At 62.7% G+C, this 15,132-nt stretch carries 15 protein-coding genes and 1 pseudogene; 9 read left to right on the top strand and 7 right to left on the bottom strand.

Annotated elements, in window-relative coordinates:
* Positions 1-334, bottom strand: a pseudogene (locus E5W87_RS25410) (keto-deoxy-phosphogluconate aldolase); the annotation flags it as partial.
* A 191-nt stretch (positions 335-525) separates the two neighbouring features.
* Between E5W87_RS25410 and E5W87_RS25405 the strand changes: the two are divergent.
* The 3 genes from E5W87_RS25405 (at position 526) to E5W87_RS25395 (ending at position 3,482) form a co-directional block, all read left to right on the top strand.
* A complete protein-coding gene (locus E5W87_RS25405) occupies positions 526-1,449 on the top strand; it encodes a rhodanese-related sulfurtransferase (protein ID WP_292403895.1) in 924 nt (307 codons plus the stop codon).
* Positions 1,450-1,682: 233 nt separating this feature from the next.
* Entirely contained in the window at positions 1,683-2,453 is a 771-nt protein-coding gene (locus tag E5W87_RS25400; RefSeq protein WP_292403891.1) for a tellurite resistance TerB family protein, read from the top strand.
* Positions 2,454-2,726: 273 nt separating this feature from the next.
* Positions 2,727-3,482, top strand: a complete 756-nt coding sequence (locus E5W87_RS25395) for an SDR family oxidoreductase (RefSeq protein ID WP_292403888.1) — start codon at positions 2,727-2,729, stop codon at positions 3,480-3,482.
* 14 nt (positions 3,483-3,496) lie between these two features.
* Here the strand turns inward: E5W87_RS25395 and E5W87_RS25390 are convergent, their stop codons facing one another.
* Both E5W87_RS25390 and E5W87_RS25385 read right to left on the bottom strand, forming a co-directional pair.
* On the bottom strand, positions 3,497-3,877 hold the full coding sequence (locus E5W87_RS25390) for a YciI family protein (RefSeq protein WP_292403884.1): 381 nt from the start codon (positions 3,875-3,877) through the stop codon (positions 3,497-3,499).
* Between the two features lie 79 nt (positions 3,878-3,956).
* Entirely contained in the window at positions 3,957-5,141 is a 1,185-nt protein-coding gene (locus E5W87_RS25385; RefSeq protein WP_292403881.1) for a pyridoxal phosphate-dependent aminotransferase, read from the bottom strand.
* 83 nt (positions 5,142-5,224) lie between these two features.
* Here E5W87_RS25385 and E5W87_RS25380 point away from each other — a divergent pair, with 83 nt between their 5' ends.
* The 5 genes from E5W87_RS25380 (at position 5,225) to E5W87_RS25360 (ending at position 9,188) form a co-directional block, all read left to right on the top strand.
* A complete protein-coding gene (locus E5W87_RS25380) occupies positions 5,225-5,911 on the top strand; it encodes a GNAT family protein (protein ID WP_292403877.1) in 687 nt (228 codons plus the stop codon).
* A gap of 12 nt (positions 5,912-5,923) precedes the next feature.
* Positions 5,924-6,910 carry a cation diffusion facilitator family transporter gene (locus E5W87_RS25375; RefSeq protein ID WP_292403875.1) on the top strand — a complete coding sequence of 329 codons (987 nt, stop codon included), beginning with the start codon at positions 5,924-5,926 and terminating at the stop codon, positions 6,908-6,910.
* A gap of 63 nt (positions 6,911-6,973) precedes the next feature.
* Entirely contained in the window at positions 6,974-7,180 is a 207-nt protein-coding gene (locus E5W87_RS25370) for a hypothetical protein (RefSeq protein ID WP_292403872.1), read from the top strand.
* 1 nt (position 7,181) lies between these two features.
* The gene (denD, locus tag E5W87_RS25365) at positions 7,182-8,153 is read left to right on the top strand and encodes a D-erythronate dehydrogenase (protein ID WP_292403869.1); all 972 of its coding nucleotides are present in this window, start codon (positions 7,182-7,184) and stop codon (positions 8,151-8,153) included.
* Positions 8,154-8,375: 222 nt separating this feature from the next.
* On the top strand, positions 8,376-9,188 hold the full coding sequence (locus E5W87_RS25360) for a class I SAM-dependent methyltransferase (RefSeq protein WP_292403866.1): 813 nt from the start codon (positions 8,376-8,378) through the stop codon (positions 9,186-9,188).
* 91 nt (positions 9,189-9,279) lie between these two features.
* Here E5W87_RS25360 and E5W87_RS25355 read toward each other — a convergent pair whose 3' ends face one another.
* From E5W87_RS25355 to E5W87_RS25340, 4 genes are all read right to left on the bottom strand, one after another.
* Entirely contained in the window at positions 9,280-10,380 is a 1,101-nt protein-coding gene (locus tag E5W87_RS25355) for a nickel/cobalt transporter (RefSeq protein WP_292403900.1), read from the bottom strand.
* Positions 10,381-10,438: 58 nt separating this feature from the next.
* Positions 10,439-11,107 carry a DUF1007 family protein gene (locus E5W87_RS25350; RefSeq protein WP_292403864.1) on the bottom strand — a complete coding sequence of 223 codons (669 nt, stop codon included), beginning with the start codon at positions 11,105-11,107 and terminating at the stop codon, positions 10,439-10,441.
* An 85-nt stretch (positions 11,108-11,192) separates the two neighbouring features.
* Positions 11,193-12,092 carry a LysR family transcriptional regulator gene (locus E5W87_RS25345; protein WP_095484093.1) on the bottom strand — a complete coding sequence of 300 codons (900 nt, stop codon included), beginning with the start codon at positions 12,090-12,092 and terminating at the stop codon, positions 11,193-11,195.
* 1 nt (position 12,093) lies between these two features.
* Positions 12,094-13,293, bottom strand: a complete 1,200-nt coding sequence (locus E5W87_RS25340) for an amidase (RefSeq protein ID WP_292403862.1) — start codon at positions 13,291-13,293, stop codon at positions 12,094-12,096.
* 543 nt (positions 13,294-13,836) lie between these two features.
* Between E5W87_RS25340 and odc2 the strand changes: the two genes are divergently transcribed.
* On the top strand, positions 13,837-14,970 hold the full coding sequence (gene odc2 / locus E5W87_RS25335; RefSeq protein ID WP_292403858.1) for an ornithine/lysine decarboxylase: 1,134 nt from the start codon (positions 13,837-13,839) through the stop codon (positions 14,968-14,970).
* Positions 14,971-15,132: the final 162 nt, after the last annotated feature.

The raw sequence follows: 15,132 nt of genomic DNA, 5'->3' as shown, positions 1-15,132 counted from the left end.
GCAACGGAACGTCGCTGTCTTTCGCCGCCGCCAGAAGCTCGCGGGTGATGCCGGGGCTGACGATGAACTTCGAGCCGGCTGCTGCCGCCTCGCCGAATTGTCGGGCGTCCAGAATGGTGCCGGCGCCGACGATGGCGTCCTCGACTTCGCTAGCCACAAGCCGGATTGCCTCCAGCGCGTCAGCGGTCCGCAGCGTGATCTCGATCGCCGGCAGGCCGCCGCGCGCGAGGGCGCGCGCCAACGGCACGGCGTCGGTGACATTGGCGATCTTCAGCACCGGGATAACCGGCTGGCCGTCAAGGAGCGACAGGAGCTTTTCGGTCTTGCTGGGCATTTGTCGTCTCTCCGGTATTGATCCGTTGAACCGGTTAGCAGAAGGCCGTTTTTCTGTCCACGAAACGAAGCGTGTCGCGATGTCACGCACTGCCGGCAATTCCGTCAGCCCGTCAGTCAAGGCCACCAAGGAGAGGCTGATCCACGCGTCAGCCTTGAATCGGCTTTTATGAGCGTTTAGTGGGTTCGGCGATGACACTGTCCAATCAATATTTCCGCGTTGCCGCGCTCTATAGGTTTGCCCGGCTCGATGACTTCGAAGCGTTGCGTGCGCCGATCGCCGCCTTCTGTTGCGGACGCGGTATCAAAGGCACGCTGCTTTTGGCGCATGAGGGCATCAACGGTACGGTCGCCGGCAGCGAAGCCGATATCGCCGCGCTCATCGAGCATCTCGAATCCATCGAAGGTCTTGCCGGTCTCGAGATCAAGTACAGCAGCGCCGTGCAGATGCCGTTCCACCGCATGAAGGTGCGGCTGAAGCGCGAGATCGTCACCATGGGCGTTAGGGATATCGATCCGGCAGCAAGCGCCGGCACTTACGTCGCGCCGGCCGACTGGAACGCGCTGATCTCGGATGCGGACACGGTCGTCATCGACACGCGCAATGCTTATGAGGTGTCGATCGGAACCTTCAAGGGTGCGGTCGATCCCGCCACGACGAGCTTTCGCGAATTCCCGGCCTGGGTCGATCAGCATCGGGCCGAGCTCGTCGGCCGCAAGGTGGCGATGTTCTGCACTGGCGGCATACGCTGCGAGAAGGCGACAGCCTATGTGAAGTCGCTCGGCTTTGAAGATGTGTTCCATCTCAAGGGCGGCATCCTGAAATATCTCGAAGAGGTGCCCGCTGAACAGAGCCTCTGGCAGGGCGAGTGCTTCGTCTTCGACGAACGCGTCTCCGTGTCGCACGGCTTGGTCGAGGGTGAGGCGGAACTGTGCCGCGCCTGCCGGCATCCGCTGAACGGGCAGGACCTGTTATCGCCGAAATACGCCGCCGGTGTCTCATGCCCGCATTGCTTCGATGCCCGTTCAGACGAGGATCGTGCGCGCTACGCCGAACGCCAGCGCCAGGTCGAACTGGCGCGAGCGCGCGGGGATCCCAGCCATATCGGACGTTAGAGCGTACTTGCGCGTCCGCTTGAACACCCGAAGTACGCCCTAGCACTTTTGAACTGCGCATCGCGCTTTCCAAAAAAGTTCGTTAGGACAAGGTAAATCCTGACATCACCTTGCTTCCGCCGTCGCTAGTAGAGCGCTCATCCGTCATTGTAATGTCAATATGCGGGGCCTACCTCTTCAACGTCCGAAAACCTGCCCGTGCACGTTCGGCCGGGCCAATTCTGGAGGCATTGATGTTCGATCCCAAGAAGCTCCTCGACGATCTGCTCGGCTCGCAAATTCCCGGAACGGGGTCGACCGTCCGCGAAAAAGGGGGGCAGGCTGTGCAGATGGCCAAGGACAATCCCCTGGCGGCCGGCGCGCTGGCCGCGGTGCTGCTCGGAACCGGCGCTGGCCGTCAGATCACCGGCACTGCGGTGAAGCTCGGCGGCCTGGCCGCGATCGGCGGCCTCGCCTACAAAGCCTACAAGAGCGGCAGCGCGCCGGCTGAAACGCAGGTTTCCGGTGAACCGGAATTGCTGCCGCCGCCCGCCGACACCGCCTTCCATCCCTCGCAGGCGCCGCAAGGCGAAGACGAATTCACGCTGACGCTGGTGCGGGCGATGATTTCGGCGGCGAAGGCTGACGGCCATATCGATGACGGCGAGCGGCAGAAGATCGCCGGCAAGCTCAGCCTTGCGGGTATCGGCTCCGACGCGGAGAAATTCCTGATGTCGGAGCTGGAAACGCCGCTCGATCTTGATACGTTGGTCACCGGCGCCCAAACCGACGCGCAGAAGCTCGAACTCTACACCGCCTCGCGCCTCACCATCGATCCGGATACACGTGCCGAACGCGGCTATCTCGATCTGCTTGCCGGCCGCCTCGGCCTGCCGGACGCGCTGGTCGACCATGTCGAGGCGACGGTGTCGGCGGCAAAGGTGCCGGCCTCAGAGGTGCCGGCATCGGGCGCCAGCAAGGCAGCAAAAGCGGCCAGCAAGACCGCCCCCAATTCGCGCTGGTAGGCTGCAACCGTAGAGAGCTGACCGGCAAGATTTCGCGCTAACGTCTCGTTAACCCAGCGAGCGCATGATTTTAGGCAGTTGGATCGGCTTTCCTCCTCCCAAGCCCGGTTCAGATCGGGGCGGCCGCCAATGGCCGCCCTTTTTGTCGGCGCAGCTAGCGCATAACCCGAAATCGGAATCGATTTTTGGACGCGATCATGCGCAAATCAAATTGCTCAAAATCAAGGTGCTATAGCGCCCTTCGCGGGCACCCGGCGCTGTAGGAGGACAGTTATGACAGATTACAAAACCGCCATTGTCACCGGCGCCGGCACGGGCGTCGGCAAAAGCGTCGCCACGGCGTTGCTCAAGTCCGGCTGGAATACGGTGTTCTGCGGACGCCGCAAGCAGGTGCTGAAAGAGGCGATCGCCGAGGCCGGATCGACACAAGCCAAGGCGTTGGCGGTTGCCTGCGACATCAGCAAGGCCGACCAGGTCGACGACATGTTCGAGACGGTGGCGGCGGCTTTCGGTCGTGTCGACCTGCTCTTCAACAATGCCGGCACGAGCTACAAGTCGACGTTGATCGACGAGATCCCGGTCGAGGTGTGGAACGATGTCGTCGGGGTCAATCTCACCGGCTCGTTCCTGTGCGCCCGCGCCGCCTTCGGTGCCATGCGCAGGCAGCGGCCGATGGGCGGCCGCATCATCAACAACGGCTCGGTGTCGGCCTACGTGCCGCGTCCGGGCTCTGTGCCCTATACCGCGACCAAGCACGCCATTACCGGGCTGACCAAGACGCTGGCGCTGGACGGCCGGCCTTATGACATCGCCTGCGGCCAGATCGACATCGGCAACGCCTTGACCGACATGGCGCAGGCGATGACGGTCGGGGTGCCGCAGGCCAATGGCTCCATCGCCGCCGAAGCGGTGATGGACGTCGAGCGCGTCGCCGATGCCGTCGTTCATATGGCCAGCCTGCCGCTCGACGCCAATGTGCTGTTCATGACCGTGATGGCGACGAAGATGCCGTTCGTCGGGCGAGGGTGAGCAGCCGCTGTAATTCAGGACTGTGTGACCGAAAGCGGCACGCCGGGAAGATACAGCGAAATGGGACGGATTTCGTAGACGGCGGTCGGATTGACGCGACGAAGGTCGCGTGCAATCGCGATCGCGGCATCACGCGTGGCGCAGTCGACGACGTAGAGGCCCAACAATTGCTCCTTGGTCTCGGCGAAGGGTCCGTCAATGACCATTCCGGCGCCCGGCCCGCGCAAGGTACACGCGTCTTGCGTCGCCCCGAGCCGCGCCGCCGGCCCAAGTGTGCCTTCCCGGTATAGCCGCTCGTTGATCTGGAGCAGGTCGGTCATCAACGCCGTGTCCTCCTGCGGCGTCAGCGCCGTGATCGCTTCTTCCACGTGATAGGCGAGGATGGCATAAAACATCTGATGTCACCTTTCTTCGCTCGGAATATCAAGGACGTTCGACTGCCAGCCTTCCAGACTGGGTCAACCTGGCCTCTCCTCATTTTCCCAGAAACGCCTCGATCCGCTCCAGAGCGCGCAGGATGTTCTCCTCGGAATTGGCGTAGGACAGCCTGATATAGCCTTCCCCCAGAATGCCGAAATCAGGTCCGCCTATCAGCGCCACGCCGGCATCCTCGAGCAGGGCGGACGCCAGCTTCTTGGCCTTCCAGCCGGTCTTCGAAACGTTAGGGAAGGCGTAGAACGCGCCCTTCGGTGTGATGCAGGAAACGCCCGGCAAGGCGTTCAGCCCCTCGACCACGACTTTCCTGCGGCGGTCGAAGGCGCGCATCATCTTGTCGACATCGTCCTGCGGGCCGTCGATGGCCGCGATGCCGGCATATTGGCTCGGCGCGTTGACGCAGGACCAGCAATTGACTGCCAGCTTGCGCACCTTGTCGTAGAGGTGAGCGCTCTTGTCGCCGTTGGGCCAGATCGACCAGCCCATGCGCCAGCCGGTCATTGCCCAGGTCTTGGACCAGCCGTTGAGCACGATCAGCCGGTCGCGGATTTCGGGAAAATTGAGCAGCGAGCAGTGCGTCTCGCCATCATAGGTCATCACGTCGTAGATTTCGTCGGAGAGGATAGCGACGTCCGGGTGCGCTTCCAGCCCCCGGACCAGCTTCTCGATCTCGGCGCGGGGGGTGACCCCGCCGGTCGGGTTGGCCGGCGAGTTGAGGATCAGTAGCCTGGTCTTCGGCGTGATCAGCGCCAGCGTCTCCTGCGCCGAGAAGGCAAAGCCGTTCTCCTCGCGTATCGGCACCCGTACCGGTTCGGCGCCGGTGAACTCGATCATCGAGCGGTAGATGGGAAAGCCGGGGTCGGGATAGAGGATCTCGGCACCCGGTTCGCCGAACATCAGGATCGCGGCGAACATGGTCGGCTTGCCGCCGGGCAGGATCATCACCGACTCGGGCGACACCTCGACGCCGGTGGTGGTCAGCGTGCGGCGCACCACCGCTTCGCGTGTCGCCAGCAGGCCGTTGGCCGGCGTGTAGCCGTGATGGCCGTCGCGCAGCGCCTTGATCGCCGCCTCGACGATGTGCTGCGGCGTCTTGAAGTCGGGCTGGCCGATGCCGAGATTGACGATGTCGCGGCCCTGATGGGCGAGCGCGGTGGCACGCGCCAGCACTGCGAAGGCATTTTCCTCGCCGAGGCGGTCGAAGGCCGAAATCGTGTGGAGCATTTTTCCCGTCCGTGTGGTTCTTTCGCCGAGCGACCGTTTTTGTGAGCGTCCGCTCACAAAAGTCAAACGGATTGGAGTTTTTGGTGTCGGAAAATCTCGAGAATTGGCAACCGCGCCCGCGGCCCGAACGCAAGGTGCTGGAGGGGCGCTACGTCAGGCTGGAACCGCTCAACGCCGAAAAGCACGGCGATGGCCTGTTCGAAGCGTCGTCGGTGGCCGATGTCGACAGCCGCTTTGCCTGGCTGCCCGACTATCCGCCAGAGAGCCGCGCCGCTTTTCAGCCCTGGCTCGACAAGGCCGAAGCCAGCCAAGACCCGCTGTTCTTTGCCGTCATCGACAAGGCCAACGGAAAGGTTGCCGGGCGCCAGACACTGATGCGCATCGATCCGGCCTATGGCGTGATCGAGATCGGCAACATCTATTGGGGTCCGCTGATCTCGCGTAAACCGGGAGCGACGGAAGCGCAGTTCCTGTTCATGAAATACATCTTCGACGAGCTTGGCTATCGCCGCTACGAATGGAAATGCAACAACCGCAACGAGCCGTCGAAGCGCGCGGCGGAACGTTTCGGCTTCAAGTTCGAGGGCATTTTCCGCCAGCATCTTGTGGTCAAAGGCGAAAACCGCGATACCGCGTGGTACTCGATCATCGACAAGGAGTGGCCGGCACTGCGCAGCGCCTATGAGGCATGGCTCGATCCGGCCAATTTCGAGGACGACGGCCGGCAGAAGCGACGGCTCGAGGATTTCCGCGCCGAATTCGGTGCGTAACGGAGTTCGCAGATGGCGCACACCCACGACCACGGTTCGCAGGGGCATGACCACAGCCGCGGCGCCGGTCATGTGCACGGCTCGACCGACAAGAAACGGGTGCTGATCGCGGCCTGCCTGACCGCCGGCTTCATGGTCGTGGAAGCGCTTGGCGGTCTCTTCACCGGATCGCTGGCGCTGCTGGCGGATGCCGGCCACATGCTCGCCGATTGTATCGCGCTCGGCCTTGCCTGGTATGCTTTTCATCTGGCTGGCCGGCCGGCCACCGTTCGCCTCACCTACGGTTTTGGCCGGGTCAAGACGCTGGTCGCCTATACCAACGGCATCGCAATCTTCGCCATTGCGCTGTGGATCATCTATGAGGCCTGGGAACGCCTGCTGACGCCTGCGCCTGTGCTCGGCGGGCCGATGCTGGTCGTTGCGATCGCCGGTCTTCTGGTCAATATCGCCTCCTTCTTCGTGCTGCATGGCGGCGACCGTGAAAGCCTCAACATGCGCGGCGCCATCCTGCACGTGCTCGGCGACCTGCTTGGCTCGGCGGCGGCGATCATAGCTGCCCTGATCATCCTGGCGACGGGCTGGACGCCTATCGATCCGATCCTGTCCGTCCTTGTCTCGCTGCTGATCCTGTCTACGGCCTGGTCGCTGATGCGCGAAGCAGCCCATGTCCTGCTCGAAGGCGTGCCGGCGAGCCTCGATCGCGACCTGATCGCCAGGGACATAGAGGGGACAATCAAGGGCGTGCGCGAGGTGCACCACATGCATGTCTGGTCGCTCGACGGGTCAAGCAACATGGCGACCTTGCATGCCTGTCTCAACGATGGCGTCGATGCCCACAAAGCGGTCAGCGCCATCAAGAAGCGGCTTGCCGCGGAGCATGGTATTGCCCACGCCACCGTAGAACCGGAATTCGGCCAATGCGCCGACAGCCATAATGAGCACGATGGCGAGCACGGCCATGCGCACGATGTGGCTCCGCATCATGGCCACTATCACTGACGTCGGGAGTTCCATGGCATTGGTAATGAACTTGATGAAATCCCGTCGTGTCGGGGCCGCGTGATGGATCGCGACACGCGCAACGCGGCGATTGGCGCCCTTTGGGTGTTGCTCGTGTTCGGCATCGCCGCCTACTATTTGCCAACCGTGATGCTGGCGGTCGGCCGCGTCTCGACCATTCTTGCCGCTCTTATTGCCGCTGTCTTCATGGTGGCCATTTTCGTCGTGTTCTGGCTGCGCGGACGCAGCCAGCGCAAAAAGGATCATTGATATGCGTATTTTGATTACCGGCGCGGCAGGCATGGTCGGCCGCAAGCTCATCGCCCGGCTGGCGAAGGACGGAACGCTCAGCGGCCGGAAGATCGCCGCGCTCGACCTTCACGATATCGTGCCGCCGCAGGCGCCGGTCATGGAAGGCGTCGAAATTGCCATCCGCACCGGCGATCTCGCCGCGCCGAGCGCGGCGGAAGGGCTGGTTGCGTCGCGCCCCGACGTGATCTTCCATCTCGCCGGCGTCGTGTCGGGCGAGGCGGAGGCCAATTTCGATCTCGGCTACCGCGTCAATCTCGACGGCACAAGGGCGCTGTTCGACGCCATAAGGCTGGCGGGATTTGCGCCGCGCATCGTCTTCACCTCGTCGATCGCCGTTTTCGGCGCGCCATTTCCGGACGTTATATCAGACGAATTCCACCCGACGCCATTGACCTCCTACGGCACGCAGAAGCTGATGGGGGAAGCACTGCTCGCCGACTATACGCGGCGCGGTTTCTTCGACGGCATCGGCATCAGGCTGCCGACCATTTGCGTCAGGCCGGGAAAGCCGAACAAGGCGGCCTCCGGCTTTTTCTCCGGTATCATCCGCGAGCCGTTGAGCGGCCAGGAAGCGATATTGCCGGTGCCGCGCTCTGTCGTGCACACCCACGCCAGCCCGCGCTCGGCGGTGAATTTTTTGATCCATGCGGCTGAGATCGACGGCGCTGCCGTCGGGCCGCGCCGCAATCTGACGATGCCCGGTGTTGCCGTCACGGTCGGCGAGCAGATCGAGGCCTTGGAACGCATTGCCGGCGCCGACGCGGTGAAGTTGATCCGCGAAGAGCACGACGACACGATCTGGGCGATCGTCAAGGGCTGGCCGACACGGTTCGAGGCGCGGCGGTCAAGGGAGCTTGGCTTTGCCGCCGAAGCGAGCTTCGACGAAATCATCCGCGCCCATATCGAGGACGAGCTCGGCGGCAAACTGTGATGCCAGACGGTTCTTGTTCCAGGTGAGAATCCACGCGCCTCGCTCCGCGACAAACGCTCTGAGCCGGTCCGCATCGTAGCCACGATCCGCGAGCAGCCGTCCGCTTTCGCGGCGCTCCGGCTGACATAGCCGCGTATGCTCTTGGACGCCTTTCGGCCGAAACGACCAAAGCGGACGATTATCTGCTAGTCTCGCGAGCTATCAAACGGACGGAGGGTGGCAATGTTGGAAACGGACAAGGTGTTCGCCGGCTCGATTCCGGAGAACTACGACCGCTATATGGTGCCGTTGATCTTCGAGCCGTTCGCCGCAGATATTGCGCGACGGGCAGCGTCCTTGTCGCCAAGCGCCGTTTTGGAAGTCGCCGCGGGCACCGGGGTCGTCACCCGCGCATTGGCGCCAAAACTGTCCCCCGGAGCAAACTATGTCGTAACCGACCTCAACCAGCCGATGCTCGACTACGCCGCTTCGCGACAAGCTCCCGACAGTCGCATCAAATGGCGCCAGGCGGACGCTTTGGTGCTACCGTTTGAAAACGCGGCCTTCGATCTCGTTTGTTGCCAGTTCGGCGCGATGTTCTTTCCCGACCGCTCGTCTGCCTATCGCGAAGCAAAGCGAGCGCTGAAGCCCGGAGGACATTTTTTGTTCAACGTATGGGATCGCATCGAGGAGAATGTATTTGCAAATGATGTGACGAATGCTCTGGCAAGGATTTTTCCGAGCGATCCGCCGCGCTTTCTGGCGCGCACGCCGCATGGCTACCACGATACCGCACTGATCCGCAGCGAGTTGGAGGAAGCAGGCTTCTCCCGTGTGGCGATCGAGACGAGAGCCGAACAAAGCCGCGCATCCTCGCCGCGCCTTCCGGCGGTTGCTTATTGCCAGGGAACTCTTCTTCGCAACGAAATCGAGGCCAGAGACGCGGGAAAACTGGAAGCTGCAACCGACTATGCCGCATCCACGATTGCAGACAGACATGGCAGCGGCGAGGTTGCAGCCAAAATTCAGGCTCACGTAATCATGGCTGTGGTCTAAAGTGCATCGCGCTTGAAGCGGACATGAACCGAATTTGTGAGCACGCGCCCCTCATGAGCAACAGATCAAGCTCCCTTGATCTGATGCGAGTTCAGCCACCTGTCGCCAGGCTGGCCGACAGAAGCAGCAATCCAAACAGGAAGACGAAGGCGGCGCCGCCGATCTCGACGATCGAGTGGATGCGGTTGCCCATGCGGCCGTCGCCGGCAAAATACACGGCCCAGTTCTTGGCGGTCACCGCAAGCGTCGCCAGGGCCGAGACCGTGATCGCGGTGCCGAGCGACATGGCCAGCACCGACAGCAGGCCGCCGACCCATAAGCCATTGAGCAGCGCAAAGCTCAGCACGATCAGCGCGCCGGAGCAGGGGCGCATGCCAACGGCCGCCACCGCCGACCAGGCCGTGCGCCAGTCGAAGCGGTCACCGGAAAGCATTGCCGGATCGGGTGCATGCGAATGGCCGCACGTATCGCAGACTTCGCCCGCGGCGTGGTCGTGATGATGATCGTGCGTGCCATGATCATGCGCGCCATGGGCGTGACTGTGGGCATGGTGACCGTGGGCATGAGCGCGATCGTCATGGGTATGATCGCCATGGGCGTGAAGCGCATGCGAATGTCCATGCGCTGAATGGCCTGCATGCGAGTGACCGGCATGGGCGGCTGACAGGCTGTGCGCCGGGCCGGCACCGAACAGGCGCTGGATGGAAGGACCAAGTTTGCGCCACAGCAGCCAGGCGCCGAACAAGGTGACCAGGACATAGCTCATGATCTCCATGAACCATGCCGCGTCGGTCATCGAGATGGCGGTGCCGCGCAGGACGAAATAGGCGAGCAGCATGACCGCGATCGCCGTCAGCCCCTGCAGCAGCGCCGAGACGAAGGACAGCATGATGCCGCGCTTGAGCGCGACTTCGTTCGCCACCATATAGGACGAGATCACCGCCTTCCCGTGACCAGGCCCCGCGGCATGGAAAATGCCATAGGCGAAAGACAGGCCGATAAGCAGCCACAACTTGCTGCCGTCCTCGCGCATCGCCTTCATCGCGCCGGCAAGCGCGCGGTAGAATTCCTGCTGGCGCAGATTGATCCACATCAGGACATGGGCGAACGGGCCGGTGGTGGGAGCTATCCCGTCATTGGTGCCGATGCCGAGCGAGCTCTGGGCGTGGGCGGCGCCGAGGAGGTGCGTCATCACAAGGGCGACGGCCAAGAGGCCGAAAGCCAAACGCAGGGACGGTTTCGTCACCGGATTATCCTTCTGGCTGACAGTTCATTTCAAGCTTGGTCGCAAAGATCTTGCTCATATCGGTGCCCGTCGGATCGTTGAAGAAGGCGTCCGTCAGGGTCTTCTGGTTCTCGGCGATTGCCTCGTCGGGGTTCGGACGAACGACTTTGCTCGTGCATGTCGACGGCATGCCATCGACCTGCAGATTGGCATCCTCGGTGAAATCGATCGCCGTGTAGAACGTCGGGTCGTAGACGCCGATATCGATCTTGCCGGCCAGCTTCATCGGCGCCTTCGGTTCGGATTCGAACAGGATGATGAGTTGGTCGTTCTCGAAATTTGCCATCAGCTGCGGCGGCGGGTTCATCGCCTCGTCCTTGTCGTCGACGGTGACCAGCTGGAAGTAATTGAACTCCGCCAGCGAAGCATGGACGGTGTCGGCGACCTCCTTCAACTCCTTGTCGTCGAGCTTCAGGTCGGAATTCTTGTCGAATTCCATCATCACCGTGCTCGAAAACAAATCGTCGAAGCGCCAGAGATGGCGCAACGCCTTCACAGTTTGGTGATCCGGGCTGAGAACCACTTCGAGGCGGGCCTCGGCGAAGACGTGGGGATGCACTTCGGCCGGCCCGACCATGGCAAATGTCGCCGCTATGGCCGAAGCCATCATGATTGCTTGCCGTTTCAGATGCATTCTCGGTCGCGATTCCATCGACTTCGGTAAATATCGAGAGTTACCAGAAAGGGGGCGAAAATGGGACCGCAAGGCGGCTGAAAGCTCATGCGCTGTCATTCGTCTTGAACCACTGCACCAGGAAATCGACAAAAACGCGAACCTTGGCAGGCAAATAGCGCCGGTGCGGATAGACGGCGAAAATGCCGCTACCCGAAAGGATGCGGTCATCCAGCACAGTCACCAGCCGGCCGCTTTCGATGTCGGGAGCGGCGATGAAATCCGGCAGGATGGAAAATCCCAATCCAGCCACCGCGGCGGCCCTTGCGGCCATCGGACTGTTGACCTCGATCGGACCGGAGACCGAAACGGTTACCGTATCGCCACTGTCACCCTTGAACGGCCAGTTGGTCAGCCAGCGGCCATTGGTGTCAATGATACAGGGCACGCGGCCAAGGTCCTGCGGCCGCACCGGCATGCCGTGCTTGGCGATCAGCTCGGGAGATGCGCAGAGCCGAACCGAAAACGGCGCCAGACGCCTCGCGATCAGCGAAGAGTTTTCCAGCCGCGAAATGCGCACGGCGAGATCGAAACCTTCCTCGACCAGATCGACGAAGCGGTCGTCGAGATGGATGTCGAGCACGATGTCGGGATGCTGCTTGGCAAAGTCGATCAGCGATTGTCCGATCGGTGCGTCAGCAAAAGTGCGCGGCGCCGAAAGCTTGATCCTGCCGCGAACGTCGCCGGAGGATTCGCGCACCGCATCGGCCAGGCTGTCGACTTCACGCACGATTTCCGAGGCGCGCCGGTAATAGGTATGGCCGGCCTCTGTCATCGAGAACTGCCGCGTGGTGCGGTTGAGCAGCAGCGCGCCGAGCTCGTCCTCCAGCTCGCGCACATATTTGGACAGCAGCGCCTTGGAGCGGCCGATCTTGCGCGCGGCTGCCGAAAAACCTTCGGCCTCGACCACGTCGATGAAGGCGCGCATGCGGGTCAGCGTGTCCATGTCATGCGCTCCTTTGGTGGGCTGAAAGGATGCGCGCGGCGAGTGCAATCAGTTGCCGGTCGCTGCCCTTCGGTCCGAGCAGAGAGAGGCCGAATGGAGCGCCGTCGACTTGGCCGAGCGGTAGGGTGATCTGTGGAAAACCCGACAGGCCGGAAAGACACAACAGTTTCAGCGCGCGTTCGCGGTACGCCTGTAAATCGTCGAAGGAAGCAGCCTTGAGCGGGGCGGCGCCCGGAACGGTCGGCAGCACGAGGACGCCGTCCTCGCCAAGACGCTCGGCAAGCTCGCGACGGAAGGCGTCGCGGCGCTCCGTTTCATGTCGCGCCGTCGCGGCATCGATGGTCGCGCCATGCTCGAAGCGATCCTTGACGCCGGGGCCTAGCATCCGGTTGCTCTGCGAGATCCAGGCACCATGATTTTGCCAGGCCTCGTATCCCTGCAGCTTGCGGAAGCACCAGTAGAGATCGTCGGTCGAATGCGAGAGCGGCGCGATCATCCGCGGTGTGCCGATCACCGAAGTGACATGCCGGACCATGCCGCGATATTCATAGGCTTCCTGCGGGCCGAGCACGAGCCCGTCCAGCGCACCGAGGGCGAGGGGGCGCTGCAATTCGGGGTGATGCAGATCGTTGCCCAGCAGCACCGCGCCGACCTTGTCATAGGTGGCCATGTCCCTGGCAAACCACCCGAACGTATCGAGGGAGGGGGCCAGCGGCATGGTGCCATCGAGCGAGATGCGGCCATGCGTGACCCTGAGGCCGATCAGGCCACAAAAACTTGCCGGGGCGCGGATCGAGCCGCCGGTGTCGGATCCGGCGGCGATGTCGGCCAGCCCGCCGGCGACCGCGGCGGCGGAACCGGAGGATGAGCCGCCGGTGATGCGGTCCGGCGCGGCCGGATTGACCGGCGACGGAAAATGCGCGTTCAGCCCCATCAGGGAGAAGGCGAGTTCATCCGTTTGCGTCTTGCCGACAAAGCGCGCGCCCGAATCAAGCAGCGCCTGGATGGCCGGCGCGGTCGCCGAGGCGGGTGATGCCTCCTGGTATTTCTGCGGATTGCCGCAGCCGGTACGGTAGCCGGCCACGTCGTAAATATCCTTGACGGCCAGCCGCAGGCCGGCAAGCGGGCCGGATTGCGCATTGGATACCGGGATGTCGTCTAGGTCGAGAAAAGCGTTCAGGGGGCCGCGAGTGCCTGTCATTCGTTCGATATCCGGATACAGTTGTTGCAACATTGTTCGATGCTAGGAATTTTACAACCTGGCGTACGATTTTTATTGATTGTGAAATCCTTCGACCTTATATCGCGCTTGCCCAAAGTCGCACGTGCCTGTGGGTGTCCGCCGATCCTCAAAATGGTGAGGGATATCGGTAAGGTAACTGGAGCCAACCCCTCCAGTCGGTTTAGCGGCCAACCGCCAGACCGAGGACACCTTGAAGCAACGACGGTGCGGGCCTTTCTGGTGTTCTGCCGGTCGTCCAAAGACCGGGGTTACTGAAGAGGCACACCTTCATTGCCGGCAGTGCGGACGGGTCTCCCATCCAAGCCAAGGCAGACAAAGCGAGCCGAGGCCGGGCAAGGCCAAGGTTCACCGCCGCGAGACGGCGCTTCATGGTTCCGGGGTCTCCACCGGCTGGTTCCATGGATTTGACGTCCCGCCTTTGTCCACCGCGTGTTCGCGAGGTCGATGACCCGTGTCCCGCAGCCTTTGTGCGCGCCGAAAGGCGCTGATGGAGAGACCCCGATGGCTACCCAGCGCATCCTTGACTTCCTCGCCACCCGACGTCCGAACGGCCCATGCCTCGTCGTCGATCTCGATGTCGTGCGCGACAATTTTCGCGCCTTCGAGAAGGCGCTTCCCGATTCGAAAATCTACTATGCGGTGAAAGCAAACCCGGCGCCGGAAATCCTGCGCCTCCTTGCTGCGATGGGCTCGTCCTTCGACACCGCTTCCGTTGCCGAAGTCGAGATGGCGATGGACGCCGGTGCGCCGGCGGACCGCATCTCCTTCGGCAACACCATCAAGAAGGAGCGCGATATCCAGCGCGCCTATCAGCTCGGTATCCGGCTGTTCGCGGTGGACTGCGTCGAGGAGGTCGACAAGATCGCCCGCGTTGCACCCGGCGCCCGTGTGTTCTGCCGCGTGCTGACCGACGGCGAAGGCGCCGAATGGCCGCTGTCGCGCAAGTTCGGCTGCGTGCCGGCGATGGCGGTCGACGTGCTGCGTCGTGCCAGGGTGCTCGGCCTCGACGCCTATGGCGTGTCCTTCCATGTCGGCTCGCAGCAGACCGATCTGACCGCCTGGGACCGCGCGCTCGGTGACGCCAAAAAAGTGTTCGCCACGCTCGCCGAGGAAGGCATCGTCCTCAAGATGGTCAATATGGGCGGCGGCTTTCCGACCCGTTACCTCAGGGATGTGCCGGTGGCACAGGCCTACGGCCAGGCGATCTTCTCGGCGCTGCGCAAGCATTTCGGCAACGCTATCCCGGAAACCATCATCGAGCCGGGCCGCGGCATGGTCGGCAACGCCGGCGTCATCAAGTCGGAAGTCGTGCTGATCTCGAAGAAGGCCGACAACGACAATGTGCGCTGGGTGTTCCTCGACATCGGCAAGTTCGGTGGCCTCGCCGAGACGATGGACGAGGCGATCCGCTACCCGATCGTCACTGCGCATGACGGCACCGAGACCGCACCGTGCGTGCTCGCCGGCCCGACCTGCGATTCGGCCGACGTGATGTACGAGAAGACGCCGTATCCGCTGCCCTTGTCGCTGACCATCGGCGACGAGGTGCTGATCGAGGGCACCGGCGCCTACACGACGACCTACGCCTCGGTCGCCTTCAACGGCTTCGAGCCTCTCCGATCCTACGTGATCTGACGGTTCGAAAGAGCCGCTCAGATCATCCCAGGTGGGCGCCTGTCGCCCGCCCGGGCTCGCCTGTGGAACAATCCGCTCGTGAAGGATCGCGGAAATGGACGTTTTGGATTTTATTGTTGAAGACGCTGCGCGCGGAATCTCCCCCCTTGAGGGGGAGATGGC

The organism is Mesorhizobium sp., from assembly GCF_004962925.1.
Lineage (GTDB): Bacteria > Pseudomonadota > Alphaproteobacteria > Rhizobiales > Rhizobiaceae > Mesorhizobium.
The sequence above is the reverse complement of the archived record's forward strand: the minus strand, read 5'-3'. Positions and strand labels throughout refer to the sequence as shown.